The 26,395-nt window shown below is 73.1% G+C and carries 21 protein-coding genes, 1 pseudogene and 1 riboswitch; of the genes and pseudogenes, 7 read left to right on the top strand and 15 right to left on the bottom strand.

Going from position 1 to position 26,395, the window contains the following annotated elements; translation table 11 throughout:
- Window positions 1-107: 107 nt before the first annotated feature.
- Both ABR738_RS30300 and ABR738_RS30295 read right to left on the bottom strand, forming a co-directional pair.
- Window positions 108-1,346 (bottom strand): sensor histidine kinase, encoded by a 1,239-nt coding sequence (locus ABR738_RS30300; RefSeq protein ID WP_350233117.1) that lies wholly within the window; start codon window positions 1,344-1,346, stop codon window positions 108-110.
- A gap of 5 nt (window positions 1,347-1,351) precedes the next feature.
- Window positions 1,352-2,005: a response regulator transcription factor gene (locus tag ABR738_RS30295; RefSeq protein ID WP_267056846.1), complete on the bottom strand. Its 654-nt coding sequence runs from the start codon at window positions 2,003-2,005 to the stop codon at window positions 1,352-1,354.
- A gap of 344 nt (window positions 2,006-2,349) precedes the next feature.
- Here ABR738_RS30295 and ABR738_RS30290 point away from each other — a divergent pair, with 344 nt between their 5' ends.
- Window positions 2,350-2,520 (top strand): hypothetical protein, encoded by a 171-nt coding sequence (locus ABR738_RS30290; protein ID WP_350233116.1) that lies wholly within the window; start codon window positions 2,350-2,352, stop codon window positions 2,518-2,520.
- Between the two features lie 72 nt (window positions 2,521-2,592).
- Here ABR738_RS30290 and ABR738_RS30285 read toward each other — a convergent pair whose 3' ends face one another.
- Together ABR738_RS30285 and ABR738_RS30280 are read right to left on the bottom strand one after the other, a co-directional pair.
- The gene (locus tag ABR738_RS30285; RefSeq protein WP_350233115.1) at window positions 2,593-3,393 is read right to left on the bottom strand and encodes an inositol monophosphatase family protein; all 801 of its coding nucleotides are present in this window, start codon (window positions 3,391-3,393) and stop codon (window positions 2,593-2,595) included.
- A 9-nt stretch (window positions 3,394-3,402) separates the two neighbouring features.
- Window positions 3,403-4,557, bottom strand: a complete 1,155-nt coding sequence (locus ABR738_RS30280) for a ferrochelatase (RefSeq protein WP_350233114.1) — start codon at window positions 4,555-4,557, stop codon at window positions 3,403-3,405.
- A gap of 141 nt (window positions 4,558-4,698) precedes the next feature.
- On the opposite strand from ABR738_RS30280, the gene ABR738_RS30275 reads away from it, so the two are divergent.
- Both ABR738_RS30275 and ABR738_RS30270 read left to right on the top strand, forming a co-directional pair.
- Window positions 4,699-5,940, top strand: a complete 1,242-nt coding sequence (locus tag ABR738_RS30275) for an MFS transporter (protein WP_350233113.1) — start codon at window positions 4,699-4,701, stop codon at window positions 5,938-5,940.
- Window positions 5,906-7,219: a D-arabinono-1,4-lactone oxidase gene (locus ABR738_RS30270; RefSeq protein ID WP_350233112.1), complete on the top strand. Its 1,314-nt coding sequence runs from the start codon at window positions 5,906-5,908 to the stop codon at window positions 7,217-7,219. Before ABR738_RS30275 ends, ABR738_RS30270 begins: the two co-directional genes overlap by 35 nt.
- Before the next feature lie 10 nt (window positions 7,220-7,229).
- Here ABR738_RS30270 and ABR738_RS30265 read toward each other — a convergent pair whose 3' ends face one another.
- On the bottom strand, window positions 7,230-8,315 hold the full coding sequence (locus ABR738_RS30265; protein ID WP_350233111.1) for a hypothetical protein: 1,086 nt from the start codon (window positions 8,313-8,315) through the stop codon (window positions 7,230-7,232).
- Window positions 8,316-8,813: 498 nt separating this feature from the next.
- Here ABR738_RS30265 and sepH point away from each other — a divergent pair, with 498 nt between their 5' ends.
- The gene (sepH, locus tag ABR738_RS30260; RefSeq protein WP_350233110.1) at window positions 8,814-9,896 is read left to right on the top strand and encodes a septation protein SepH; all 1,083 of its coding nucleotides are present in this window, start codon (window positions 8,814-8,816) and stop codon (window positions 9,894-9,896) included.
- A gap of 97 nt (window positions 9,897-9,993) precedes the next feature.
- On the opposite strand, the gene ABR738_RS30255 is transcribed toward sepH, so the two are convergent.
- Entirely contained in the window at window positions 9,994-10,842 is an 849-nt protein-coding gene (locus ABR738_RS30255; protein ID WP_350233109.1) for a sulfurtransferase, read from the bottom strand.
- A 239-nt stretch (window positions 10,843-11,081) separates the two neighbouring features.
- Between ABR738_RS30255 and ABR738_RS30250 the strand changes: the two genes are divergently transcribed.
- Window positions 11,082-11,855 (top strand): VOC family protein, encoded by a 774-nt coding sequence (locus ABR738_RS30250; RefSeq protein ID WP_350233108.1) that lies wholly within the window; start codon window positions 11,082-11,084, stop codon window positions 11,853-11,855.
- Window positions 11,856-11,996: 141 nt separating this feature from the next.
- On the opposite strand, the gene ABR738_RS30245 is transcribed toward ABR738_RS30250, so the two are convergent.
- The 5 genes and pseudogenes from ABR738_RS30245 to ABR738_RS30225 all read right to left on the bottom strand — a co-directional run bounded on the left by ABR738_RS30245 (window position 11,997) and on the right by ABR738_RS30225 (window position 18,221).
- Window positions 11,997-12,584: a hypothetical protein gene (locus tag ABR738_RS30245; RefSeq protein WP_350233107.1), complete on the bottom strand. Its 588-nt coding sequence runs from the start codon at window positions 12,582-12,584 to the stop codon at window positions 11,997-11,999.
- Between the two features lie 135 nt (window positions 12,585-12,719).
- Window positions 12,720-13,371: pseudogene (locus ABR738_RS30240) on the bottom strand (thymidine kinase).
- 37 nt (window positions 13,372-13,408) lie between these two features.
- The gene (locus ABR738_RS30235; protein WP_350233106.1) at window positions 13,409-14,596 is read right to left on the bottom strand and encodes an alkaline phosphatase family protein; all 1,188 of its coding nucleotides are present in this window, start codon (window positions 14,594-14,596) and stop codon (window positions 13,409-13,411) included.
- Entirely contained in the window at window positions 14,596-15,183 is a 588-nt protein-coding gene (locus ABR738_RS30230) for a DUF5998 family protein (RefSeq protein ID WP_350233105.1), read from the bottom strand. The genes ABR738_RS30235 and ABR738_RS30230 overlap by 1 nt, the downstream gene beginning before the upstream one ends.
- Window positions 15,184-15,221: 38 nt before the next feature.
- Window positions 15,222-18,221 (bottom strand): bifunctional acetate--CoA ligase family protein/GNAT family N-acetyltransferase, encoded by a 3,000-nt coding sequence (locus tag ABR738_RS30225; RefSeq protein WP_350233104.1) that lies wholly within the window; start codon window positions 18,219-18,221, stop codon window positions 15,222-15,224.
- Between the two features lie 317 nt (window positions 18,222-18,538).
- On the opposite strand from ABR738_RS30225, the gene ABR738_RS30220 reads away from it, so the two are divergent.
- Window positions 18,539-18,820, top strand: a complete 282-nt coding sequence (locus ABR738_RS30220; RefSeq protein ID WP_350233103.1) for an HPr family phosphocarrier protein — start codon at window positions 18,539-18,541, stop codon at window positions 18,818-18,820.
- A gap of 62 nt (window positions 18,821-18,882) precedes the next feature.
- On the opposite strand, the gene ABR738_RS30215 is transcribed toward ABR738_RS30220, so the two are convergent.
- The 4 genes from ABR738_RS30215 to ABR738_RS30200 form a co-directional block, all read right to left on the bottom strand.
- The gene (locus tag ABR738_RS30215) at window positions 18,883-19,593 is read right to left on the bottom strand and encodes a GntR family transcriptional regulator (RefSeq protein ID WP_350233102.1); all 711 of its coding nucleotides are present in this window, start codon (window positions 19,591-19,593) and stop codon (window positions 18,883-18,885) included.
- A gap of 194 nt (window positions 19,594-19,787) precedes the next feature.
- Window positions 19,788-20,555, bottom strand: coding sequence for a M23 family metallopeptidase (locus ABR738_RS30210; protein ID WP_350233101.1), 768 nt, complete (start codon window positions 20,553-20,555; stop codon window positions 19,788-19,790).
- Window positions 20,556-20,568: 13 nt separating this feature from the next.
- A riboswitch (cyclic di-AMP (ydaO/yuaA leader) is annotated at window positions 20,569-20,728 on the bottom strand.
- A 223-nt stretch (window positions 20,729-20,951) separates the two neighbouring features.
- On the bottom strand, window positions 20,952-22,316 hold the full coding sequence (locus ABR738_RS30205) for a M16 family metallopeptidase (RefSeq protein ID WP_502964254.1): 1,365 nt from the start codon (window positions 22,314-22,316) through the stop codon (window positions 20,952-20,954).
- Window positions 22,317-22,333: 17 nt separating this feature from the next.
- Complete coding sequence (locus tag ABR738_RS30200; RefSeq protein ID WP_350234808.1) at window positions 22,334-23,674, bottom strand: M16 family metallopeptidase; 1,341 nt, start codon at window positions 23,672-23,674, stop codon at window positions 22,334-22,336.
- 207 nt (window positions 23,675-23,881) lie between these two features.
- Between ABR738_RS30200 and ABR738_RS30195 the strand changes: the two genes are divergently transcribed.
- A complete protein-coding gene (locus ABR738_RS30195; RefSeq protein ID WP_350233099.1) occupies window positions 23,882-26,344 on the top strand; it encodes a DNA gyrase/topoisomerase IV subunit A in 2,463 nt (820 codons plus the stop codon).
- Window positions 26,345-26,395: the final 51 nt, after the last annotated feature.

The following is a 26,395-nucleotide window of genomic DNA, read 5'->3' as shown; positions in this document are numbered from 1 at the left end:
GTGTCCCCTTGTGACTGATCACACACGGAACTCACAGGAACAGGCCCAGAGAATTCCGCGCAAAGCGAACGGTCATCAGAAGCCCGAGGGGCTCCTCGCGCCGCGTCTCAGACCGGAAGGGTGACACGCATCACGAGGCCTCCGCCTTCGCGGGGCTCCGCGATGATACGGCCTCCGTGGGCCCGCGCGACCGACCGGGCGATGGACAGGCCGAGTCCGACGCCCTTGTCGCTGCCGGTCCGCTCGGTACGCAGTCGCCGGAACGGCTCGAAGATGTTGTCGATCTCGTACGCCGGGACCACCGGGCCGGTGTTGCGGACGATGAGCGTCGCGTGGCCGTCGCTGACCTCGGTGACCACCTCGACCCAGCCCTCATCGGCGATGTTGTACCGCACCGCGTTCTGCACCAGGTTGAGCGCGATCCGCTCCAGGAGCACGCCGTTGCCCTGGACGATCGCGGGGGCCCGCTCGCCGCGGATCTCCACGCCCTTGGCGTCGGCCTCGTTGCGGGCCTGGTCCAGGGCGCGTGAGGCCACCTCCGCGAGGTCCACGGGCTTGCGGTCGATGATCTCGTTGTCGCTGCGGGCCAGCAGCAGCAGCCCCTCCACCAGCTGCTCGCTGCGCTCGTTGGTGGCGAGCAGGGTCTTGCCCAGCTGCTGGAGCTCGACGGGGGCGCCCGGGTCGGACAGATGCACCTCGAGCAGCGTGCGGTTGATGGCGAGCGGGGTGCGCAGCTCGTGGGAGGCGTTGGCGACGAAGCGCTGCTGGGCGGTGAAGGCCCGCTCCAGGCGGTCCAGCATCTCGTCGAAGGTGTCGGAGAGCTCCTTGAGCTCGTCGTCGGGGCCGTCCAGCTCGATGCGCCGGGTCAGGTCGGTGCCGGCCACCCGGCGGGCGGTACGGGTGATCCGGCCGAGCGGCGACAGGACGCGCCCGGCCATCGCGTACCCGAAGGCGAAGGCGATGACGCTGAGGCCGACCAGGGCGAGCAGGGAGCGGCTGAGGAGGTTGTCCAGGGCGTGCTGGCGCTGCTGGGCCATGCAGACGCCGATGGCGTCGTTGATCTCCTGGAAGGTGCCGGAGGCGGGCAGCTGACAGCTGCTGCTGGACAGCGCGATGCCCTGGCCTCCCACGATCTTGAAGGGAGCGCTGCCCGCGTGCAGGGCCTGGGCCGCCAGCAGGTAGATGATCGACAGGAGCAGTATCCCCGCGATCATGAACATGCCGCCGTAGAGCAGGGTGAGGCGTATGCGGATGGTGGGCCTGAGCCAGGGGAAGGGCGGTTCGGCCGACTTCGGGGCCCAGGTGGGCTTCGGAGGCGCCGCGGGGGGCGCGGGCGTGGCGGCCATCGCCGTCAGATCCGGTAGCCCGAGCCCGGCACGGTGACGATCACCGGGGGCTCGCCGAGCTTGCGGCGCAGGGTCATGACGGTGACCCGTACGACGTTGGTGAACGGGTCGGTGTTCTCGTCCCAGGCCTTCTCCAGCAGTTGCTCGGCCGAGACCACGGCGCCCTCACTGCGCATCAGGACCTCGAGCACCGCGAATTCCTTGGGAGCGAGCTGGATCTCCCGGCCCTCGCGGAACACCTCGCGCCGGTTGGGGTCCAGCTTGATGCCGGCCCGCTCCAGGATCGGCGGCAGCGGCACGGTGGTGCGCCGGCCGAGCGCGCGGACGCGGGCGGTCAGCTCGGTGAAGGCGAAGGGCTTGGGCAGATAGTCGTCCGCGCCGATCTCCAGGCCCTCGACCCGGTCGCTGACGTCGCCGGCGGCCGTCAGCATCAGGACACGCGTGGCCATTCCCAGTTCGACGATCTTGCGGCAGACGTCGTCGCCGTGGACGAGCGGGAGGTCCCGGTCGAGCACCACCACGTCGTAGTCGTTCACGCCGATCCGCTCCAGGGCCGCGGCGCCGTCGTACACGACGTCGACGGCCATGGCCTCCCGGCGCAGTCCGGTGGCCACCGCATCGGCGAGCAGCTGCTCGTCCTCGACGACGAGTACGCGCACGGCGCATTTCCTTCCCTAGGGTCCCGCGTCGTTCGCGGGCACGACTGTGCAGTGCACCAGTGACGGTGCGCTCCCATCCTGCCCCTTACGCCCATAAACCGGCGGTAAGGCGGTGCCGGGCCGGCAGCCGCCCCCGCCTGCGCTTTCCGGCCACGCCAGGTGCGGGCGCGGTGCGCAACAGGATTGGCGGGCCCGTTGAGGTTTCCGCCGGAGCGGGTCTGGGGAGGACGAATGCACACCCCGCGATCACGCCCCTGGCTGTGGCTTGCCACACCCCGGCGTCGTGGTCGCTACCCACCGTCGGCACATCCCCGTGCCACCGACCCACGACGAGGGGGCGCACCATGGACGCTTTCACCGCAGGACTGCTGCAGCGCATAAGGGCCACGGAAACCGACCTCACACGGGCACGCGAGACCGGCGACGACTTCCTCGCGGACGTCGAGCAGGCGGAGCTTGACGATCTGCGTCGTCTGGCCGCCGAGCACGGCGTCGAGGTGGCCGCAGCCGTCTGAGCCCCGTCCACCCGTGACCCCGGCGCCGCACATGGGCGCCGGGGTCTCGCCCTGTCCAGGGCCGCGGGCGGCTCAGTCGTGCCAGGCGCCGTGCTCCTCCAGGAGCGCCTGGAGCGGGCCGAAGAGCTCCGGGGACGCGGCGAGAGTCAGCTCGCGGGAGGCGGGCTGCCCCGGCCGCCCGCCGGTGAGCGCGCCGGCCTCGCGGGCGATCAGGTCGCCCGCCGCGAAGTCCCAGGGGTTCAGGCCGCGCTCGTAGTACGCGTCGAGCCGGCCGGCCGCCACGTCGCACAGGTCGATCGCGGCCGAGCCGCCGCGGCGGATGTCGCGGAAGCGCGGGATCAGCCGCTCGGCCACCTGGGCCTGGTGGGCGCGGACGGAGTGGACGTAGGCGAAGCCCGTGCCGACCAGGCACTGCGCGAGCGGGGCCGGCGGGCGGCAGCGCAGCCGGCGCTCGCCCTCGAAGGCGCCGCCGCCCAGGACGGCGTGGTAGGTCTCGCCACGCATCGGGGCGGCGACCACGCCCGCGACCCGCTCGCCGTGCGCCTCCGCGGCGATGGAGACGGCCCAAGTGGGCAGCCCGTAGAGGTAGTTGACGGTCCCGTCGAGCGGGTCGATGATCCAGCGCACGCCGCTGGTGCCCTCGCTGGAGGCGCCCTCCTCGCCGAGGAAGCCGTCGTGCGGGCGCCGTTCGGCGAGGTAGCCGGTGATCAGCTTCTCGGCCGCGATGTCCATCTCGGTCACCACGTCGATGGGGCTCGACTTGGTGGCGGCGACGGCGAGGTCGGCCGGGCGCCCGTCACGCAGCAGCGCCCCGGCCCGCCGGGCGGCCTCGAGGGCGAGATCGAGCAGTTCGCGGTGCAGCGGTTGCGTCATGGTGGCTCCTTACGCGTACGGGCTGTCGGCGCCGGCCGCGGCGGGCTTGGCTGCGCCCCGGGCGGCCGGGCAGCAGCCGACAGGGCACAGGTCGTGCGAGGGGCCGAGCGCGCCCAGGGCGCACCGCTCGGCGGGCAGTCCGCGCTCGGCCGCCGCGCGTTCCAGGACGAGGTCGCGCACGGCGGCGGCGAAGCGCGGGTCGGCCCCGACGGTGGCGGAGCGCGCCACGGGCAGACCGAGCTCGGCGGCCTTGGCGGTGGCCTCCGTGTCCAGGTCGTACAGGACCTCCATGTGGTCACAGACGAAGCCGATGGGGACCATGACGACGGCCGGGGCGCCCTCGCCGTGGACCGCCTCCAGGTGGTCGCAGATGTCGGGTTCGAGCCAGGGGATGTGCGGGGCGCCGGAACGGGACTGGTAGACCAGCCGCCAGGGCCGCTCGACGCCGGTCTCGGCGGCGACCGCGCCGGCGATCACCCGCGCCACGTCCAGGTGCTCGCGCACATAGGCGCCGCCGTCGCCGTGCTCCGCCACCGGACCGGAGGTGTCGGCGGCGGCGGTGGGGATCGAGTGCGTGGTGAAGGCCAGGTGGGCGCCCGCGCGGACGTCATCGGGCAGCGCGGCGAGCGACTTCAGGACGCCGTCGATCATGGGGCGGACGAAGCCGGGGTGGTTGAAGTAGTGCCGCAGCTTGTCGACCCTGGGCACCTCGAGGCCCTCGTCCCGAAGCGTCGCCAGCGCCTGTGCCAGATTCTCGCGGTACTGCCGGCAGCCCGAGTAGGAGGCGTACGCGCTGGTGGTGAGCACCGCGACGCGGCGCCGGCCGTCGCTGACGAGCTCGCGCAGGGTGTCGGTGAGGTAGGGCGCCCAATTGCGGTTGCCCCAGTAGACGGGCAGGTCGAGGCCGTGCTCCGCGAAGTCCTCACGCAGGGCGGCCAGAAGGGCGCGGTTCTGCTCGTTGATGGGGCTCACGCCGCCGAACAGGAAGTAGTGCTGCCCCACCTCCTTCAGGCGCTCCTTGGGGATGCCCCGGCCGCGCGTCACGTTCTCCAGGAACGGGACCACGTCGTCGGGGCCTTCGGGGCCGCCGAAGGAGAGCAGCAGCAGGGCGTCGTACGGGGCGGCGGCGGCCACTCCGGGAGCTGGATCGCGCAGTTCGGACATGACTCGATCCTGCCATCCGCCTCTGACAGAGGGCCCACCGAGCCGGTCGCGGGGGCTAGGAAAAAGCGGTGCGTCCGCCCACTTCAGCGTCGTACGCTTTAGGAATTAAGTAACGCGTCACGCCGGAACCCGGAGCCCCCGTTGCCCAGTCCCTATCGCGCGATCTTCTCCGCCCCCGGCGCCCTGGGGTTCTCGGCGGCGGGCCTGCTCGGCCGGATGCCCCTGTCGATGATGGGCATCGGCGTGGTGACCATGATCTCCCAGCTGACCGGGCGCTACGGCCTGGCCGGCGCGCTCTCGGCGACGCTGGCCATGTCCGCCGCCGTCCTCGGCCCCCAGATATCCAGGCTCGTGGACCGGCACGGCCAGCGCCGGGTGCTGCGCCCGGCCACCCTGGCCACCGTGGCCGCGGTAGGCGGACTCCTGGTCTGCGCCCAGCAGGGCGCCCCCGACTGGACACTCTTCGTCTTCGCGGCGGGGGCCGGCTGTGTGCCGAGCGTCGGCTCCATGGTCCGGGCCCGCTGGGCCGCCATATACCGCGGCGACACCCAGAAGCTGCACACCGCGTACTCCTGGGAGTCGATCGTCGACGAACTCTGCTTCATCCTGGGACCGATCCTGTCGATCGGGCTCTCCACCGCCTGGTTCGCCGAGGCCGGACCGCTGATCGCGGCCTGCTTCCTGGTGACCGGGGTGCTCTGGCTGACCGCTCAGCGCGCCACCGAACCCGCCCCGCACCCGCACGAGCAGCACACCGGCCGCACCGCGCTCGGCTCGCGCGGCCTGCGAGTCCTGGTCGCCACCTTCGTGGCCACCGGCGCGGTCTTCGGCTCGGTCGACGTGGTCACGGTCGCCTTCGCCGACGAGGCGGGCCACAAGGCGATGGCCAGCCTGGTGCTCGCCGTGTACGCGCTCGGCTCGTGCCTGGCCGGGGCGGTGTTCGGGCTGCTGCGCCTGAAGGGGGCGGCGTCGACCAGGTGGCTGGTGGGCGTGTGTGCGATGGCGGTGAGTATGATCCCGCTCCAACTGGCCGGGAACCTGCCGTTCCTTGCCGTGACGCTCTTTGTCGCGGGTCTGTTCATCGCGCCGACGATGGTGACGACGATGGCCCTGGTCGAACAGCACGTACCGCGCAGCAAGCTCACCGAGGGCATGACCTGGACCAGTACCGGGCTCGCGGTCGGTGTGGCGCTCGGCTCATCGGCCGCCGGTTGGGTGGTGGACGCGGCGGGCGCGGGTGCGGGGTATCTGGTGTCCGGCGTGTCGGGAACGCTCGCGGCGGTGGTGGCGTTCCTCGGATACCGCCGGCTTCGCAGGCCGGTGCCGCATCGGGAGGGGCTCGAAGCAGATGAGCGGAGCGAACGGCAGCAGCACCTGGCGTAACTGGGCGGGCAACGTCACCGTCAGGCCGGCCCGCGAGGTCGCGCCGGCCTCGGCGGCCGAACTGGCCGAAGCGGTCCGCGCCGCCGCGCGGGACGGCCTCGCGGTGAAGGCGGTCGGCACCGGCCACTCCTTCACCGCGGCCGCCGCGACCGACGGCGTACTCATACGTCCCGACCTGCTGACCGGCATCCGGAAGATCGACCGCGCCGCGATGACCGTCACGGTGGAGGCGGGCACCCCGCTGAAGCGGCTGAACGCGGTGCTGGCGCGGGAGGGCCTGTCCCTCACCAACATGGGCGACATCATGGAGCAGACGGTGGCGGGCGCCACGAGCACCGGCACCCACGGCACCGGCCGCGACTCGGCCTCGATCGCCGCCCAGATCACCGCACTTGAGCTGGTCACCGCCGACGGTTCGCTCCTGACCTGCTCCGCCGAGGAGAACCCGGAGGTGTTCGCCGCGGCCCGGATCGGGCTCGGCGCGCTCGGCGTCGTCACCGCGATCACCTTCGCCGTCGAGCCCGTCTTCTGGCTGACGGCCCGTGAGGAGCCGATGGCCTTCGACCGGGTCACCGCCGGCTTCGACGAACTCTGCGCGGAGAACGAGCACTTCGAGTTCTACTGGTTCCCGCACACCGGCAACTGCAACACCAAGCGCAACAACCGCAGCGCCGGGCCCGCAGCCCCGCCCGGGAAGCTGCGGGCGTGGATCGACGACGAGTTCATGTCCAACGGGCTGTTCCAGCTGGTGTGTTCGCTCGGCCGGGTCGCGCCCGCCACGATCCCGGCCATCGCGGGGCTCTCCAGCCGGGCGCTCTCCGCCCGCACCTACACCGACATTCCGTACAAGGTCTTCACCAGCCCGCGCCGGGTGCGCTTCGTCGAGATGGAGTACGCCCTGCCGCGCGAGGCGGCGATCGCGGCCCTGCGCGAGGTCAAGGCGCTGGTGGACCGCTCGCCGTTGCGCGTGAGCTTCCCCGTGGAGGTCCGCGTCGCGCCCGCCGACGACATCGCGCTCTCCACCGCGTCGGGCCGCGAGAGCGCCTACATAGCCGTGCACATGTACAAAGGCACGCCGCACCAGGCGTACTTCACGGCGGTCGAACGGATCATGACCGAGCACGCGGGCCGGCCGCACTGGGGCAAGCTGCACACCCGGGACGCGGCGTACTTCGCGGAGGTCTATCCGCGCTTCGCCGAGTTCACCGCGCTGCGCGACCGGCTCGACCCGGACCGCCGCTTCGCCAATCCCTATCTGCGGCGCGTGCTGGGCGACTGAGGCGCGGGCGTCACGGGGCGGGGGTGCCCCCGGGCTTCGCGCCGGAGGCGCCGGGCCCGCCGGCGCCGCCGCCCTGCCCCGTGGCCGTGCCGGACGAATCCGCTCCCGACGAGCCCGTGCCCGACGAACCGGCGGAGCCGGACGGGGTGGGCGTCGGGGCCGTCGAGGACCCGCCGGAGCCGGAACCGGAGCCGGAGCCGGAGCCCGAGCCGGGCCCGGTACCGGAGCCCGTGGACGGCGAGGACGAGGGGGCGGGCGACCGCGAGGGATCCGCCGTCGATGAGCCGTCCCCGCCCGCGCCCTTGCCGCTGCGACCCGGGCTCGGCGAACCACCGGTGCCGGCCCCGGGCGAGGGCTTGTGCGGATCGCCGCTGTCGGCGGGCGCGGGATCCGAGGGCTGCCGCTTGGCGGCGCCGCCGGTGAACACGGACTGCAAGGTGGTCCCGTCGCCGTTGCCGCCGAGCTCACCGCCGGCGATGAGCTCGTACGCCGTAATACCGCCCATCGACATCCCGAAGACGACGGCCGCCGCCAGCAGCGGCCGCTTCCAGCCGCGCAGCCGGGTGCCGTGGACGCTCGCCTCGTTGAACTCCTTGGCCGGCGCCGCGCCCGGCGGCAGGTCCCCCGGTCCGAGGGTCTTCAGCAGCCGGGTCCGGTCGGCGTCCGCGCGGGGCAACAGGTGCGTGCGGCCGGCGTCGAGGTCGACCTGGCCCAGGAGCTGGGTCCGTTCGGCGTCGGCGGGATCGGGTCGGCCAAGGAGCTGGGTCCGTTCGGCGTCCACCGGGGGCGGCGGCGCCGTCCGGTCGCGGCCGCGTTTGTACGGGGAGACCACCGGCACCTGCCGCGCGCCCGACTTGGCCTGGACCGTCACTTCCCGCAACTGCTCGCCGGTCCGTTTGAAGAAGTGCTGGAAGACGGTGCCGCCGCAGGTGGCGACCACGCTCACGACACCGGCGCCGATGAACGTGCCGTACACGCCGAGGGTCGAGGCGAGCACCGCCGCGGCGACCGCCGCCAGCGCGCTGCCCGCCACTTGAGGCACGCTCAGATCGATGCGCTTCTTCTCATCCGTACCGGTGTCCGGCTTGTCACTCATGCCCAGTCCTTGTTCGCCCTTCTGTTCCGTCTTGCACTGGGAAAGGACATTTGAGCGAAAGGATTAGTTCCGGTTTTGGGGATTGTGTGAAGCAGGACACGTGGGTGCCTGGAACGTCCCCGCGGGGGCAGGCTCAACTCCCGTACCCAGGGAGAACTTCGGCGGCGTGCCGGTCCACCCCGGTGGCCCGAATGGAGTACTGTGGCGAGCCCTGGGCCCCGGTCCCACACGGGTACCCGGGACTACGGGAGGGGGCCGAACGCGGCACTCGAACCGGCGGCGCCGCGGCACCGCACGGGCGCCTGCTGCACAGAGTGACCAACTCGGTCACCCTGCGTTGTGAAACAGGTAACCGTGCCACAGCGGCGTTCCAGGGCCCATGCCCGACACGCCGGGCAACTCGGCAATGTTGTGGCAGGCTGCACCCGGGCAGGCCACACTCGACTAGCGGAAGCAGCGACGCACGTGACGTCGGCAGGCACCACCCGGGAGGTCCCCATGCCCGAACTGCGTGTCGTGGCCGTCTCCAACGACGGCACACGACTGGTGCTCAAGGCTGCGGACAGCACGGAGTACACGCTTCCGATCGACGAGCGGCTCCGGGCCGCCGTGCGCAACGACCGTGCCCGTCTCGGCCAGATCGAGATCGAGGTGGAGAGCCACCTCCGCCCGCGCGACATCCAGGCACGGATACGAGCCGGTGCCTCCGCCGAGGAGGTCGCCCAGTTCGCCGGCATCCCGGTCGAGCGCGTACGCCGCTTCGAAGGCCCCGTCCTCGCGGAGCGCGCCTTCATGGCGGAGCGGGCGCGCAAGACCCCCGTGCGCCGTCCCGGCGAGAACACCGGACCCCAGCTCGGCGAGGCGGTGCAGGAGCGTCTGCTGCTGCGCGGCGCCGACAAGGAGAGCGTCCAGTGGGACTCCTGGCGCCGCGACGACGGCACGTGGGAAGTCCTGCTCGTCTACTTGGTCGCGGGCGAGCCGCACTCCGCGAGCTGGACCTACGACCCGCCGCGCCGACTCGTGCAGGCCGTCGACGACGAGGCCCGCTCGCTGATCGGCGAGTCCGACGACACCATCACCTCGGTGCCGGAGCCCAGCTTCCCGTTCGTGCCGAGGATCGCCCGGCTGCCGAGGGACCGGCCGCTCGACCGCGCCCTCGACCGGTCCCTCGATCGGCCGCTCGACCGGGCCCTCGACCGCCAGTTGGAGCGGCCGGCGCCGCCGCCCGAGCCCGTGGTGGCCGACGAGAGCGATTCGCTGACCAGCCTGCTCGAAGCGGTGCCGAGCTTCCGGGGCGACCTGGTCGTCCCTGAGCGCCCGTCCGCCCCGCCGGAACCGTCCGAGACCGCGCCGGACACCGAGTCCGAGGTCGAGGAGCCGCCCGCGCCGGCCGCTTCGGCGGGTGCGGGCGCCGCGTACGCGGACGTCCTCATGCCGCGCACGGTGGCCGGCCACCGGGACCGGCTGACCGGGACCACCGACCGCCAGGCCGAGGCCGACGGGGTGCGCCCCGGACGCAGGGCGGCCGTCCCCAGCTGGGACGAGATCGTGTTCGGGACGCGCAGGAAGAAGCAGGACTAGAAGTCCCCGGATGTTCCCGTGGAGGCGGGGCGGCGCGCCGCCCCCACGGGTGCCCGGCGCGTCGGCCCGCCCGGCACGGCGGGCCAATCTCCCCCGGCTACCGCGGGTCGGGTCCCGTCGCCACCGGCCGGGACTCGTCGCTCGACCACTGGGACCACGAGCCGGCGTACAGCGCGGCCGGGATCCCCGCCACCGCGAGGGCCAGCACCTCGTGCGCGCCCGAGACCCCCGAACCGCAGTAGACGCCGACTTCGGTGTCGGCCGCCCCAAGGGCCTTGAAACGCGCGGCCAGTTCGGCCGCGGGCAGGAAGCGTCCGTCGGGGCCCACGTTCTCGGTGGTCGGCGCCGAAAGGGCGCCCGGGATGTGGCCGCCCACCCGGTCGATGGGCTCGACATCCCCTCGGTAGCGCTCCCCCGCCCGCGCGTCGAGCAGCACCCCCGAGCGCGCCAGCGCGGCCGCGCCGTCCGCGTCCAGCAGTGCCACGGCGCCCGGCTCGGGTCGGAAATCGCCCTCGGCGGGCGCCGGGATCTCGGTGGACAGCGGGCCCGTCCAGGCGGCGAGCCCGCCGTCGAGCACCCGGACGTCACCGTGGCCGGTCCAGCGCAGCAGCCACCAGGCGCGGGCCGCGGCCCAGCCCTGCCCGCCGTCGTAGACCACGACCGGGGTACGCGCCGACACGCCCGCGCCGCGCATCACCCGGCCGAATTCGGCCACGTCCGGAAGCGGGTGGCGGCCGCCGGCCCCGGGCGGCCCGGCCAGTTCGGTGTCGAGGTCCACGAACACGGCGCCGGGAAGGTGGCCCGCCGCGTACTCGGCCCGGCCGTCGAAGGGCGCGTCGCCCGACGCCTTGGCCAGGCTCAGCTGCCAGCGGACATCGAGCAGGACCGGCGGTCGCGGGCCCGCCACGGCGGCGGTCAGTTCGGATGCGGTGATGATGGCGTTCATGGGGTCATCCTCGCGCAGCGGCCGTCCGCGACGTAAGACCAGGAGGAGCCGGGGGAGCAGGAGGGAGCCCCGGGAAGCGTGAGGCGCCTCAAAGGGGGCATCCTCCTGCGGGAACGCGCCACACGCGGCGCGGCCGGGGCGCGCCGGGGCCATGGGGGTGGAAGCATCGGCCCGGGTGCGCGGGTACTTCAACCGCACCTCCCAGCAGCAGTATGGCGACGGCCGAGGAGAGAGTGACGATGACCCAGTCGGAGACCCGGCGCACACCTGGCACACCTTGCTGGGTGAGTCTCATGGTGCACGGTCTGGCCGCGACCCAGGAGTTCTACGGCGCGCTGTTCGGCTGGGAGTTCCGCCCCGGCCCGCAGCAGCTCGGCCCCTACGTCCGCGCCCTGCTCGACGGCAAGGAGGTCGCCGGGATCGGCCAGTTGCCCCCCGACCGGCATCTGCCGATCGCCTGGACCACCTATTTGGCGACCGATGACGCGGACGCGACGGCCGAGTCGATCCGGCACTGCGGCGGCACGGTCGGCGTCGGTCCGCTCGACGCCGGTGAGGCGGGCCGGATGGCGATCGCCTCGGACCCGGCGGGCGCCGTGTTCGGCGTCTGGCAGGGCGGCGCGCACCTCGGCGCCGTCGTCGCGGGCCCGCCCGGCACCCCGGCCTGGAACGAGCTGGTCACGCGCGAGACCTCGGCGGTCGGCAAGTTCTACCAGGCGGTGTTCGGCTACGCCATGGAGCCGGCGGCCGGGGCCGACCCCGACCATGTGCGCCTGTGCCTGGACGGCCATCCGGTCGCCTCGCTGCACGGCGTGGGCAGCGCCCTGCCGCGCGACAAGGGGGCGCACTGGATGACGTACTTCGAGGCCGCCGACGTCGACGCGGCCGCGGCCCGGGTGGCCGGCCTCGGCGGCCGGGTGCTCACCGAGCCGCACACGACCGCGAGCGGCCGGGTCGCGATGGTCGCCGACCCCGAGGGCGCCGTGTTCACGCTTCTGCGGTCGGGCGGCTGACCCGGCCGGTGTCCAGGGTGGCCGGCCCGAACGGTGTCCAGGGCGTCCGGCCCGAACGGTGTCCAGGAAGGTGCGCCGCTGACGCTCCAGGGAGGTGAACAGCCGGTCCGCCGCAGCCAGTTGCGCCGACCCCGCGCCCGGTCAGTGCTGTTCGCTCCGGGGGACCTCGGCCAACCCCTTGAGCCCGGGGATCGGTGCCAGCGCCAGCCAGAAGCACAGCGCGCCGAGCGCCATGAGGTCCAGGCTGAGGGACATCACGGCGGTACCGGCCAGGACGAGCACCGGGGGGAGCCAACGACCCGCCTTGGCGGGCCGGGCGAGGGCGCGCGTCACGAGCAGGGCCAGCAGACCGATGTAGAAGAGCAGCGGCCCCACCGTGTACACGGCGGGCGTCACGCCGGGATGCGCCTTGACCGCCAGGAAGAGCGCGTCCATGCCGGCGCGGTCCTGGGCCCGCAGGCCGACTTCCAGGTCGATCGCCGCCTGGACGATCCCGGCGGCGATGCCGAGCAGCGCGACGGCGGCGGCGGCCGAGGCGGCACCCGGGTGCGCGGTCCGGCGGCGCAGCCCGAGGACCACGGGCACGAACAGGGCGAGCGAGGCGAGCAGCAGAAGGTGTCCCGTGGTCCACAGGACACCGGGGCTCCGCGCGGCCTCGCCGGACATCCGGACGAGGCCGTACCCGGCGAGCAGGGCGGGGGCGGCGGTGGCGTACGTGCGAGGTGTCATGGCTCGATGCTCGCCCGGCGCGACCCCACGGCCCATCGGGCAGGACCCTGGCCCAACCCCCGTACGGCCCCTACGGGTTGGCCCCCCGAGCACGGCGGCGCCCCCGGAAGGGCGCGGGCGGCGGCGTCGCCGGGTTCAGGCGGAGGCGACCGGCAGCACGTCCGGTGAGAGCGCCGCCGCCCGCGCCGACGCGCTCGTCATCCGCCGGCGGTGATGGCGCCGGCACAGCACCTCGTACCCGATCTCGTCCGCCGCCTGGTTGACGTCGCCGATGACGACCTGGGCGCCCTCGACGACCATCTGGCCGCCGATGGTGCGGGCGTTGTGCGTGGCGCGGGCGCCGCACCAGCACAGCGCCTCGACCTGCAACACCTCGACCCGGTCGGCGAGTTCGACCAGGCGCTGGGAGCCGGGGAAGAGCTTGGAGCGGAAGTCGGTGGCTGATGCCGAAGGCGAAGACGTCGAGTTCGAGGTCGTCGACGACCCGGGCGAGCTGGTCGATCTGGTCGGGCGCGAGGAACTGGGCCTCGTCCGCGATGACGTAGTCGCAGCGTCCGCCCTGGGAGAGGTGGGCGACGAGATGGGCGTAGAAGTCGAAGCCGTCGGCGGCCTCGACGGCGTCGGTCACCAGGCCGAGCCGGGAGGAGAGCTTGCCCGTGCCCGCCCGGTCGTCCCGGGTGAAGATCATGCCCTGGAGCCCGCGCGCCGAGCGGTTGTGCTCGATCTGAAGAGCGAGGGTGCTCTTTCCGCAGTCCATCGTTCCGGAGAAGAACACCAGCTCGGGCATGGGAGGGTGACGGCCTTTCAGATCTGTGGGGAGGGTGTTACGAGCGTACTTCGAGGAGCGGTACGAGCTGTTCCACCGGGGTCATCGACCCGTGGTTGCCGACCATCAGGGACTCGTGGGGCTCGCGCCGCGACGCGGTGATGACGACGTCGTCGTGGGCGGCTGCCACCACGTCGCCGATCCGGCCGTACACCCGCTCGTCGATGTGCGGGCCGAACCAGCCCGCGGCGATCGCCTCGTCGCGGCTCGCCACCCAGAACTGCTCGCCCAGCACCTCGCGCCAGCAGGTCAGCACGTCCGGAGCGGCGCCCGGCACCGCGTACACATGGCGGGCCCGGCCCTCGCCGCCGAGCAGGGCGACGCCCGCGCGCAGCTCCCAGTCCTCGTCGAAGTCGATCCGGGACTGCTCGTCGAAGGGGATGTCGATCATGCCGTGGTCGGCGGTGATGTACAGGGCCGCGCGGGGCGGGAGCTGTTCGGCCAGGCGCTGGGCGAGCCGGTCGACGTACATCAGCTGGCCGCGCCAGGCGTCCGAGTCGACGCCGAAGCGGTGGCCCTTGCCGTCCACTTCGGAGTAGTAGGTGTAGACCAACGACCGGTCCCCCGCCGCGAGTTGGGCCGCCGCGAGGTCCATGCGCTCCTCGCCGGAGAGCTTGCCCCGGAAGGTGCCGCCGCTGAGCGCGACCTTGGTGAGCGGGGTGTGCTCGAAGTCCGGCGATGACACCTGGGCGGTGTGCACGCCGGCCCGGTCGGCGAGCTGGAAGACGGTGGGGTGGGGCTGCCAGACGTGCGGGTCGGTCCACGGCTTCCAGCGGAGCTGGTTCATCAGCTCGCCGGCCTCCGGGTCGCGCACGGTGTAGCCGGGCAGGCCGTGCTCGCCGGGGGGAAGACCCGTGCCGACCGAGGCGAGCGAGGTCGCCGTGGTGGCGGGGAATCCGGCGGTTATGGGCCGGCCCGTGCCGCCGCGCGAGGTGGCGAGCAGGGAGTGCAGATAGGGCGCCTCGTCGGGGTGGGCCTTGATCTGTTCCCAGCCGAGGCCGTCGATGAGGAAGACGCAGTTGCGGTCGGCGGGCGCGAGAGCGCCGATGCGCTGTTCGAACCCGGGTACGCCCTGGCCCGCCACGAGGGTGGGCAGCAGGTCGGCGAGCGATCCGGTGCCGTACTCGGGGACGGGCGCGGTGTCCAGGGCGAGGGGTTCGGGGTCCTGCCAGGCCGGCTGTGCCATCAGCGGCCGGTCGCCGCGGTCGCCTCGGAGAGCGCCTGGGCGAAGGCCAGGGTCCCACGGACCGTGTCGGGGCCGTCTCCGGCCTCGCTGACGCGCAGGCTCAGGTCGTCGGCGGTCGAATTGCCGGTGTAGCCGTGATCCGCGTCGCAGTTCGGGTCGCCGCAGGCGGCGGGCTCCAGGTCGAGCCGCGCGACGGCGCCCCAGCCGATGGTCAGGACGACCTCGCGGGGCAGGGTGCCGGGCGTGTACGACTCGGGGTTGGCGACGACGCGGCTCACCACGACCGAGGAGATCCGGCCGAGCTTGACGGACTCCGTGGAGGTGGTCGCGTACGGGGTGGGGGAGGTGGTGTCGGCGTTCTGCTCGTCGGTGTGGCTGACGATGAAACGGTTGTCCGTGAGCACGAGGACCGTCACATGGCGGCGCACCTCGTTGGCGTCGAAGGTGGTTTCCTGGTGCACCAGGTACGACGCGATGGGCTCGCCGCCGACTGCGGCCTCCACCGCCTCGGCCACTAGGGCCGGGTAATAGCCGCTGCGCTCGATCGCCGCGCGCAGCCCCTGGGTCGTCGTACCGGTCTTCGCCATGGGGTCCATCTTAAGCTCCCGCGCGGGGCTCACGGCCCTCAGTAGCTGGGCAGGCGCCGGGGACCCAGGTCCGTGCGGGGCGGGGCGGGGGCCAGACGGACGCTCGCGCCGAGCACCGCGAGGCCGTGCTGGGCGACGATCACGGGTTCGAGACCGATGGCGACCACCTCGGGATGGTCGTCCACCAGCCGCGACACCCGCAGCAGCAGCTCTTCGAGCGCCGAGGTGTCCACCGGCGCCGAGCCGCGCCAGCCGAACAGGAGCGGCGCGGTCCTGATCGTCCTGATCAGCTCGGCCGCGTCGCGGTCGGTGGCCGGAATGAGACGGTGGGAGGTGTCGCCGAGCAGTTCGGAGGCGGCGCCCGCGAGCCCGAAGGACAGCACCGCGCCCACCGCGGGGTCGATCGCGGCGCGCACGACGGTGTCCACGCCGCGCGGGACCATGGCCTGCACCACCGGCGCGAGCTCCTGCGGCTTGCCGAGGGTGGCCGTCAACTCGGCGTAGGCGCGGGCCAGTTGGCGCTCGTCGGCCAGGTCGAGGCGGACGCCACCGAGGTCGGGGCGGTGGCGCAGGTGCGGCGCGGTGGTCTTGAGGGCGACCGGGTAGCCCAGGCGGCGGGCGGCTTCGGCGGCGTGGGCCGCGTCGGGCGCGGGCAGCGTGGGGCGCACCGCGATGCCGTACCGGGCCAGCAGTTCCCGGGCGTCGGCGTCGGCCAGGGTCGTGCCGCGCGGGTCGGGGTCTGCGCCGAGCAGGCGCTCGATCAGGGCGGCGGCGCCGGCCTCGTCGATGTCGTCGTACTCCCCCACCTTGCCGGGGTCGGCCGCCTCCCGCCGCCAGCGCGCGTAGCGGACGGCCTCGGCCAGGGCCCGCACGGCCCGCTCGGCGGCGGGGTAGGCCGGAATGCGGGCGGCCTCGCGCGGCGGGGGCGGCGTGTGGCCCGGCTCCGCGCCGGGGGGTGTGGCCGCCCCGCGCCCCGGGCCCTGCTCCGGCCGGCCGCCGACGGGTGCGCCGGATTCGCCGGGTGCGCCGGGTACGCCGCCGCCGGATCCCCGCCCCTCGGGGGCCGACGGGGCCCACGCGGTGCCGGGCGGAGCCGGATGCGCGCCGGGCGGGGTCCGGGTGACCGTTCTCGACGCCGCGGCCAGCGCCTCGGCCAAGCCGCCGATTTCCACGTGGACCACCGCCACCGGCTTGGCGGGGGCCGTGGCCGCGGCGTCGCGCAGGGCGTCGGCGAGGACCTGGCCGTCGCCGGACTCCAGCACTCCGTTCTCGCCGACCCAGGGGATCGCGGTGACCACCACCGCGTCGCAGGCGTCGTCCGCCAGGGCCGCCGTGAGGGCCGCGCGGAAGTCGGCCGGGGTCGCGGCCGTCGTCAGGTCGAGGGGCCTGAGCGGACGCAGGCCCTCGGTCAGACACGCGTCGTACGTCAAAAGGCCCAGCGATTCGGAGTTGCCGAGGATCGCCACGCGCGGCCCGGCGGGGAGCGGCTGGCCCGCGAGGAGCAGGCCCGCGTCGACGAGCTCGGTGACCGTGCCCACGAGGATGACGCCGGCCTGGCGCAGCAGCGCCGAGACCGTGGCGTCCGGCACCCGGCTCACGGGGACGGCGTGACCCGGCGGGGTCGTGCCGCTGTGCCGGGCGCCCTTGACGACCACGACGGGTTTGGCGGCGGCGGTGCGGCGGGCCAGGCGGGTGAACTTGCGCGGGTTGCCGATGGATTCGAGGTAGAGCAGGACGACGTCGGTGTCGGGGTCCTCGTGCCAGTACTGGAGGAAGTCGTTGCCGGACAGGTCCGCGCGGTTGCCCGACGAGATGAACGTCGACGGGCTCGCGCCGCGCCGGTAGAGGCCCGAGAGCAGGGCGATGCCGATCGCGCCGGACTGCGTGAACAGGCCGATCCGGCCGGCCGGCGGCGCCTGGGGGGCGAGCGAGGCGTTGAGCCGCACGCCGGGCGCGGTGTTGATGATCCCGAACGCGTTGGGGCCGATGAGCCGCATCCCGTAGGAGCGGGCCTGGCGCACGAGCGCGCGCTGGCGCTCCCGGCCGGCCGGGCCGCTCTCCGCGTAGTCGGCGGCGAGGACCACCAGGCCCTGCACGCCGTGCTCGCCGCAGTCGGCCACCGCGTCCGGCACCCGTTCGGCGGGCACCGCGAGGACGGCCAGATCGACCGGTTCGCCGATCGCGCCGACGCTGGAGAACGCGGGGACGCCGTCGATCTCGCGCCGCTCGCCGGTGAGCGCCCGGTTCACGGCGTAGAGCCGTCCCGTGAAGCCGGCCTCCAGGAGGTTGCGCAGGACCGCGCGGCCGACGCCGCCGGGGGCGCGTCCCGCGCCGATGACCGCGACCGAGCCGGGCGCGAGCAGGCGCCGCACGGATTTCGCCTCGGCGCGGTATTCCCTGGCGCGTTGCACGGCGAGCGATTCGGCGGTGGGCTCCAGATCGAGCGTGAGGTGGACCGAGCCGTCCTCGAAGGAGCGCTTCTGCTGGTACCCGGCGTCCGTGAACACCTTGATCATTTTGTTGTTGGCCGGCAGCACTTCCGCGGCGAACCGCCTGATGCCGCGCTCGCGGGCCACGGCCGCGATGTGTTCGAGCAGCGTGGAGGCGACGCCGCGCCCCTGGTGGGCGTCCTGGACGAGAAAGGCCACCTCGGCCTCGTCGGCGGGGGCCGCGGGGGGTGCGGGCGCGAAGCGCTCTCCGGCAGGGGTTGCGGTGGGAGACGGGCGGGCCGGGCGGCCCAGGGCGTTGATCCGGTCGTAGCGCACGGTCGCGATGAACTCTCCGCCGACCGTCGCCGCGAGCCCGACCCGGTCGACGTAGTCGTGATGGGTGAAGCGGTGGACGTCCTTGGCGGAGAGGCGGGGATAGGGAGCGAAGAAGCGGTAGTACTTCGACTCGTCCGAGACCAGTTCGTAGAAGGAGACGAGCCGGTCGGCGTCCTCGGGTCTGATGGGCCGGATGCGCGCGGTGCCGCCGTCGCGCAGCACCACGTCGGCCTCCCAGTGAGCCGGGTACGCGGGGTCGGACGCCGTCGTCATACCGAAAGCGTACGGGTCGCGTGGGCGTACCGGGCGGGGCAAGGTGGCTAGGGGGTGTCTGGTGGATCAGGGTCGGTCAGGGCGCGGCGTCTGGTGCGGTGCGTCGCAAGGCGCCGGAGCGTCTCGATGGCGGAGCTATCGGGGCGATTCGGCAACGCCGCGAGGTGCCGTGCCAGACGCCGCGCCCCCGGCCGTGGTCCACCAGACACCCCCTAGGGCCGGCCGGCGGCGCACCCGGGCCCGGGGTCGGCAGGAGCACGGCACACCCCATGAGAGACTGGTCTAGACAACCGTCAGAGATTTCGAAGGGCAACACCATGGCTGAGCGCCGCGTCAACGTCGGCTGGGCCGAGGGCCTGCACGCCCGCCCCGCGTCCATCTTCGTCCGTGCCGCCACGGCTGCCGGAGTCCCCATGACGATCGCCAAGGCCGACGGCAACCCGGTCAACGCCGCGTCCATGCTCGCGGTGCTCGGCCTGGGCGCGCAGGGCGGCGAGGAGATCGTGCTGGCCTCCGACGCCGAGGGCGCGGACGCCGCGCTCGACCGGCTGGCGAAGCTGGTCGCCGACGGCCTCGAGGAACTGCCCGAGACCGTCTGACCCGGCCGGCCTCACACCGAAGGACCGCCGGGCCCCGACACGGGCCCGGCGGTCCTTCGTCGTCAGGTGCGGGCGCGCGCGATCTCGGTCCCGCGCGGCGCCCCTCGCTTCCTCGGCGTTCCGCTCGGTGCGGCCACCCCGGCCGCCCCGAGCCCGCGCGGCCGGTGGGCACGCGAGGACCGCTCGGTGTGCTCAGCCATGAGCGAGCGGGCGCGTTCGGCGTCGCCCCGGGCCACCGCGTCGGTGACGGCGCCAAGGCCGTCCCACGCCTGGGCCCCGCGCTCGGACGGATCGGCCACGTACATCCAGGCGATCTTGCGCCGCACCTGGGTGAGCGGCGCGATCAGGGCCGGGCTCGCGCAGGCCTGGGCCAGCGTCTCGTGGAACCAGCCCCACAGCTCACCGCAGTCCTCGCCCCCACCGCGCCCGGCCCGCTCCCTGCCCAGCCGCACCAGGGCGCGCAGCACGGTGAGATGGGCCTCGTCGCGGCGCGCGGCGGCCCGCGCCGCCGCCAACGGCTCCAGCAGCAGGCGCAGTTCGAGGAGGTCGGCGCCCTCGGCGGCGGTGGGCTCGGCCACCCAGGCGCCGGCGTATCTGCGGGTGGTCACGAACCCCTCGGACTCCAGGGTGCGCAGGGCCTCGCGGACCGGGACGCGCGAGACCCCGTAACGGCGGGCGAGCGCTTCCTCGGCGAGCCGGCCGCCGGGCTCGTGGACGCCCGCCACGATGTCGTCGCGGATGGCCGCGCACACCGAACGCGCCGGAACGCGCATGCCTCGACCTCCGCCTGGTACACGGCGCGACGCGGTCGTCGGCGCTGGTCGGGCGACTGTACGCAGGCCGTGTTAATTCCCCGTGACGCGTCGGAGCCCAGGGGCGCCTTCCGGCCAACGGCGAAGGCCCCCGCGCGCGTCGCGGGGGCCTTCGGTGGGCGCGGGGGCGCCGGGGTGCCTTCGGGTGGGACGGCTCAGACGTCCACGCCGTGGACACGCAGGTAGGCGACCGGGTCGATGTCCGAGCCGTACTGCGGCCCGGTGCGGGCCTCGAAGTGCAGGTGCGGGCCCGTGGTGTTGCCGGTGTTGCCCGACAGGGCGATCTGGGTGCCGGGCTCGACCGACTGGCCGACGGTGACCTGGATGACCGAGAGGTGGCCGTACTGGGTGTACGTGCCGTCCTGCATCTTGATCACGACGTTGTTGCCGTACGCGCCGCCGGGGCCGGCCTCCACGACGGTGCCGAGGCCCACCGCGTGCACCGGGGTGCCGATGCCCGCGTGGAAGTCGATGCCGGTGTGGCTGCCGGAGGACCACAGCGACCCGCCGGTCTTGTAGCCGGTGGACACATAGCTGTTGGATATCGGCGCGACAAAGGTGTTGAGGCGCTTGCGCTCGGCCTCGCGCGCCGCGCGCTCCTTGGCCTCGCGTGCTTCCTTGGCCCGCAGTTCGGCCTTGCGCCGGGCCTCGGCCTCGGCCTCCGCCTTCGCCTGGGCCTTCGCGGCCGCCTGCTTCTGCGCGTCGGCCTGGGCGCCGAGCTGGTCGGCGACGCTGTCACCGATGACGATGGCCTGCGTGAGACCGGTATCGGTGACGGTGTTGTCGGGGGCGGCGACGGCCGGGGAGGCGAGGGTGCCCACGACTCCGGCGGTGGCGAGGGTGGCGATGCCCGCGATGTTCGCGCTGCGGCGCGTCATCCGGCTGGGCGCGCGGTGTTTCCCGGTGGCACGGGTGAACGCCATGGAGCGGCGGTGTCCTTTCCTTCCATCTCGCCTACCGGGTTAGCTGACGGGTTCGGAGCAGGAAGGTCTCCTACGGACTCCCCCGCAGGCGGAGGCGTCCGATTCACCCCAGGGACTGAGTGGGTCCCCGGCTCCCCTGGCTCGCGCCATCGGGGACTCGGCGATCGCTGTCCGGTGCCGCGGCTGCGGCGGGTGGTGACGGACAGCGCGACTGACGCTAGACGGCCGGTCTTTCTCCTACCAAACAGACGTCGCTTTTTGTTGCGCACGCCACACGACAGAGAGGCAACCTCCCCAACAAACAGGACATATGGGCAAACCCCGGGGACGCGTGCGCCACCGGGGTCTTTCCTGTCACCGAGGCCCCGGGGATCCCGGGGGCCGAAGGGGCGTCAATCAGCCCGTGACAACGCTCACTTCACCGATGCTCAGCGCCCTGACCGGCTCCTCGATCTGCGCCGCGTCGCCCACGAGCACCGTCACGAGCCGGTCGGCCGGGAAGGCGCTGACGACGGCCGCCGTCGCCTCCACGGTGCCGGTCTCGGCGAGCCGCGCGTACAACTGGGCCTGGTAGTCGTCCGGCAGGAACTGCTCGACCTGGTCGGCCAGCGTCGCCGCGACCGCCGCCGCCGTCTCGTACTTGAGCGGGGCGACGCCCACCAGGTTCTGCACGGCGCTCTCTCGCTCGGCGTCCGTCAGACCCTCGGCGGCCAGCTTGCGCAGCACCTTCCACAGGTCATCGAGCGCGGGACCGGTGTTGGGGGTGTCCACCGAGCCGCTGATGGCGAGCATCGCCGCGCCGCCGTCGGGGCCCGAGCGCAGCACCTGGCCGAAGGCGCGCACACCGTAGGTGTAGCCCTTCTCCTCGCGCAGCACCCGGTCCAGACGGGACGTCAGGGTGCCGCCGAGGCAGTACGTGCCGAGCACCTGGGCCGCCCAGACGCGATCGTGGCGGTCGGGGCCGACGCGGCCGATGAGCAGCTGCGTCTGGACGGCGCCGGGGCGGTCCACGATGACGACGCGGCCGGTGTCGTCGGCGGTGATCGCCGGGACGGGGCGCGGCTCGGCGGTGTCGCCGGTCCAGGCGCCCAGGGTGTCGGCGAGGATCGCGTCGAGGTCGGTGCCCGACAGGTCGCCGACGATGACGGCGGTCGCCGTCGCGGGACGCACGTGCGCCTCGTAGAAGGCGCGCACGGCGGCCGCGTCGATCGCCCCGACGGTCTCCTCGGTGCCCTGGCGGGGCCGGGAGATGCGCGAGGTGGCCGGAAAGAGCTCCTTGGAGAGCTGCTTGGCGGCGCGGCGGGCCGGGTTGGCCTGCTCGTGCGGGATCTCGTCGAGCCGGTTGCGCACCAGGCGCTCGATCTCGGAGTCGGCGAACGCGGGGGCCGCCAGCGCCTCGGCGAGCAGCGAGAGCGCCTTCGGCAGCCGCGAGAGCGGCACTTCGAGCGAGACCCGGACGCCGGGGTGGTCGGCGTGCGCGTCGAGCGTGGCACCGCAGCGCTCCAGCTCGGCGGCGTACTCCTCGGCCGAGTGCTTGTCGGTGCCCTCGGTCAGGGCGCGCGCCATGATCGTGGCGACGCCGTCCAGGCCCTCGGGCTCGGCGTCCAGCGGGGCCGCGAGAAAGATCTCGACGGCGACGACCTGCTGTCCTGGCCGGTCGCAGCGCAGCACGGTCAGGCCGTTGGCGAGCGTGTCGCGCCCCGGGGCCGGGAAGGCCCACGGCTCGGCGGCGCCGGCGGCCGGCTTCGGGTGGAACTCCATGGTCACGACAGCGTCCGTCACTGGCCCGCCTCTTCTTCCTCGTCGTTGCCTGCCTCGGGTGCCCCGGTGGGCTCGTACACCAGGACCGCCCGGTTGTCGGGGCGCAGCGTCGCGGCCGCGACCGCCTTGACCTCGGCCGCGGTGATCTCCAGGACGCGGTCGACCGCGCTCAGGGCGAGCTGCGGGTCGCCGAAAAGGACCGCGAAGCGGCACAGTTCGTCGGCGCGGCCCGCGACGGTGCCGAGCCGGTCGAGCCATTCGCGCTCCAACTGGGCCTGGGCGCGCTCCATCTCCTCGTCCGTGGGGCCCTCTTCGGCGAACCGCGCCAGCTCCTCGTCGACGGCGGCCTCGATGTCGGGGACCTCGACACCGCCGGAGGTCTTGACGTCGAGCCAGCCGAGCGAGGGCGCGCCGGCCAGCCGCAGCAGGCCGAAGCCCGCCGCGACCGCCGTCCGGTCGCGCCGCACCAGACGGTTGTGCAGGCGCGAGGACTCGCCGCCGCCGAGGACGGTCAGCGCCAGGTCGGCGGCGTCGGCCTCGCGGGTGCCGTCGTGGGGCAGCCGGTAGGCGGCCATCAGGGCGCGCGCCGGGACGTCCTCGACGACGACCTCGCGCAGTTGCCCGCCCATGGTGGCGGGAAGCGATCCGTCGCGCGGGGGCTGCTTGCCGTCGTGGGAGGGGATGGAGCCGAAGTACTTCTCCACCCAGGCCAGCGTCTGCTCGGGGTCGATGTCGCCGACCACCGAGAGCACCGCGTTGTTGGGCGCGTAGTAGGTGCGGAAGAACGCGCGCGCGTCATCCAGGGTCGCCGCGTCCAGGTCGGCCATGGAGCCGATCGGGGTGTGGTGGTAGGGGTGGCCCTCGGGGTAGGCCAGCGCGGTCAGCTTCTCGAAGGCGGTGCCGTAGGGCACGTTGTCGTAGCGCTGGCGGCGCTCGTTCTTGACGACGTCGCGCTGGTTTTCCATCGACTCCTCGTCGAGGGCGGCGAGCAGCGAGCCCATGCGGTCGGCCTCGAGCCAGAGCGCGAGCTCCACCTGGTGGGCGGGCATGGTCTCGAAGTAGTTGGTGCGCTCGAAGCTGGTGGTGCCGTTCAGGGAGCCGCCGGCGCCCTGCACCAGTTCGAAGTGGCCGTTGCCGTGGACCTGCTGGGAGCCCTGGAACATGAGGTGCTCGAAGAGGTGGGCGAGACCGGTACGGCCCTTGACCTCGTGGCGCGAGCCGACGTCGTACCAGAGGCACACCGCCGCGACCGGGGTCAGGTGGTCCTCGGAGAGCACCACGCGCAGGCCGTTGGCCAGTCGGTGCTCCGTCGCTGTCAGACCGCCGGAGCCGGCCTGGGCTGTGGCCGTGTGACCCATGGGCATGTACGTCCCTTCGTATCCGATGTGCAGTACCGCAGTGTGGAGTACGTGCGGAGGGAAGTCCTGGGTTGAGAAGTCCTGCCACTGTATGCAAGCGCGCGGGCACCTGGCGAAGTTCCCGGGTCGCGGTCGGCGTTGTCAGTGGGACGGTCCACAATGGTCGGATCCAGCCCCGATCCGGTACGTGAAGGAGCAGCAGCCGCGATGGCCCGCCGCAGCACGAAGACCCCGCCGCCGCCCGACGACTTCGAGGAGCGGATCCTCGACATCGACGTCGTCGACGAGATGCAGGGCTCCTTCCTCGAGTACGCGTACTCCGTGATCTACTCGCGGGCCCTGCCGGACGCGCGGGACGGCATGAAACCCGTCCAGCGCCGCATCGTCTACCAGATGAACGAGATGGGCCTGCGCCCCGACCGGGGCTATGTGAAGTGCGCCCGCGTCGTCGGCGAGGTGATGGGCAAGCTGCACCCGCACGGTGACGCCTCCATCTACGACGCCCTGGTGCGCATGGCGCAGCCGTTCTCCATGCGCCTTCCGCTGGTCCAGGGCCACGGCAACTTCGGATCGCTCGGCAACGACGACCCGCCGGCCGCCATGCGGTACACCGAGTGCAAGATGGCCGACGCCACGTCGCTGATGACGGAGTCGATCGACGAGGACACCGTCGACTTCACGTCGAACTACGACGGCCAGGAGCGGGAGCCGGTCGCCCTGCCGGCCGCCTATCCGAACCTGCTTGTCAACGGCTCGTCCGGGATCGCGGTCGGCATGGCCACCAATATGCCGCCGCACAACCTGGGCGAGGTCATCGCCGCCGCCCGCCATCTGATCCGCCATCCGCAGGCGGATCTGGAGGCGCTGATGCGCTTCGTGCCGGGCCCCGACCTGCCGACCGGCGGCCGGATCGTGGGTTTGCAGGGCATCAAGGACGCCTACGCCTCGGGGCGCGGCACCTTCAAGATCCGGGCCACGGCGTCGGTGGAGAACGTGACGGCGCGCCGCAAGGGCCTGGTCGTCACCGAGCTGCCCTTCACGGTCGGCCCGGAGAAGGTCATCTCCAAGATCAAGGACCTGGTCGGCTCGAAGAAGCTCCAGGGCATCGCCGACGTGAAGGACCTCACCGACCGTTCGCACGGTCTGCGCCTGGTCATCGAGGTCAAGAACGGCTTCGTCCCCGAGGCCGTCCTGGAGCAGCTGTACAAGCTGACGCCGATGGAGGAGTCCTTCGGCATCAACAACGTGGCCCTGGTGGACGGCCAGCCGCTCACCCTCGGCCTCAAGGAGCTCCTTGAGGTCTACCTCGACCACCGCTTCGACGTGGTGCGCCGGCGCAGCGAGTTCCGCCGCACCAAGCGCCGCGACCGGCTGCACCTGGTCGAGGGCCTGCTCGTGGCCCTGGTCGACATCGACGAGGTCATCAGGATCATTCGGTCGAGTGACAACTCGGCGCAGGCCAAGGAACGGCTGATCGAGCACTTCTCGCTCAGCGAGATCCAGACGCAGTACATCCTGGACACCCCGCTGCGCCGGCTCACCAGGTTCGACCGCATCGAGCTGGAGAGCGAGCGCGACCGCCTGAGCGGCGAGATCGACGAACTGACCGGGATCCTGGACTCCGACGGCGAGCTGCGCAAGCTGGTCTCGGCCGAACTGGCGGCGGTGGCAAAGAAGTTCAGCACCGACCGGCGCACGGTCCTGCTCGAATCGGCGGGCTCAACCGTGGCGGCCGTCCCCCTCGAAGTCGCGGACGACCCGTGCCGGGTGCTGCTGTCCTCGACGGGCCTGCTGGCGCGCACCGCGGGCGCCGAGCCGTTCACACCCGGCGAGGACGACAAGCGCGTCAAGCACGACGTGATCGTCTCGTCCGTGCCGGCCACCCAGCGCGGCGACGTGGGCGTGGTGACGTCCAGCGGGCGGCTGCTGCGCCTCGCGGTGATCGACCTGCCCCGGCTCCCGGACACGGCGTCCGCCCCCAACCTCTCGGGCGGCGCCCCCGTCTCGGAGTTCCTGTCCTCGCTGGACCCCGACGAGACGGTGGTGTGCCTCACCACCCTCGACGAGTCCTCACCGGGTCTGGCCATCGGCACCGAGCAGGGCGTCGTCAAGCGTGTGGTGCCCGACTACCCGGCCAACAAGGACGAGTTGGAGGTCATCACCCTCAAGGACGGTGACCGGATCGTGGGCGCGGCCGAGCTGCGCACCGGCGAGGAGGACCTGGTCTTCATCACCGACGACGCCCAGCTCCTGCGCTTCCAGGCCCAGCAGGTGCGCCCCCAGGGCCGGCCCGCCGGCGGTATGGCCGGCATCAAGCTGGCCGACGGCGCCAAGGTCATCTCGTTCACGGCGGTCGACCCGGGCGGGGACGGGGCGGTGTTCACGGTCGCGGGCTCGGGCGCCACCCTGCTCGGCGACGCGGCGGTCTCCGCCAAGCTGACGCCCTTCGACCAGTACCCGCGCAAGGGCCGGGCCACCGGCGGGGTGCGCTGTCAGCGCTTCCTCAAGGGCGAGGACAAGCTGGTGCTGGCCTGGGCGGGACCAGCTCCGGCGCGCGCGGCCCAGAGCAACGGCACCCCGGCCCAGCTCCCCGAGCCCGACCCGCGCCGTGACGGTTCGGGCACGCCGCTGCCCTCGCCGGTCGCGGTCCTTTCGGGCCCCATCGCGTAGGACGGAGACGGGGACGGGGCGCGAGCGCGGTGGCAGGCGCGGGCACGGGCA

Origin of the sequence: Streptomyces sp. Edi4 (assembly GCF_040253615.1) — a bacterium.
Lineage (GTDB): Bacteria > Actinomycetota > Actinomycetes > Streptomycetales > Streptomycetaceae > Streptomyces.
Note: the sequence above shows the minus strand (reverse complement) of the source record. Positions and strands in the feature narration are given on the sequence as shown.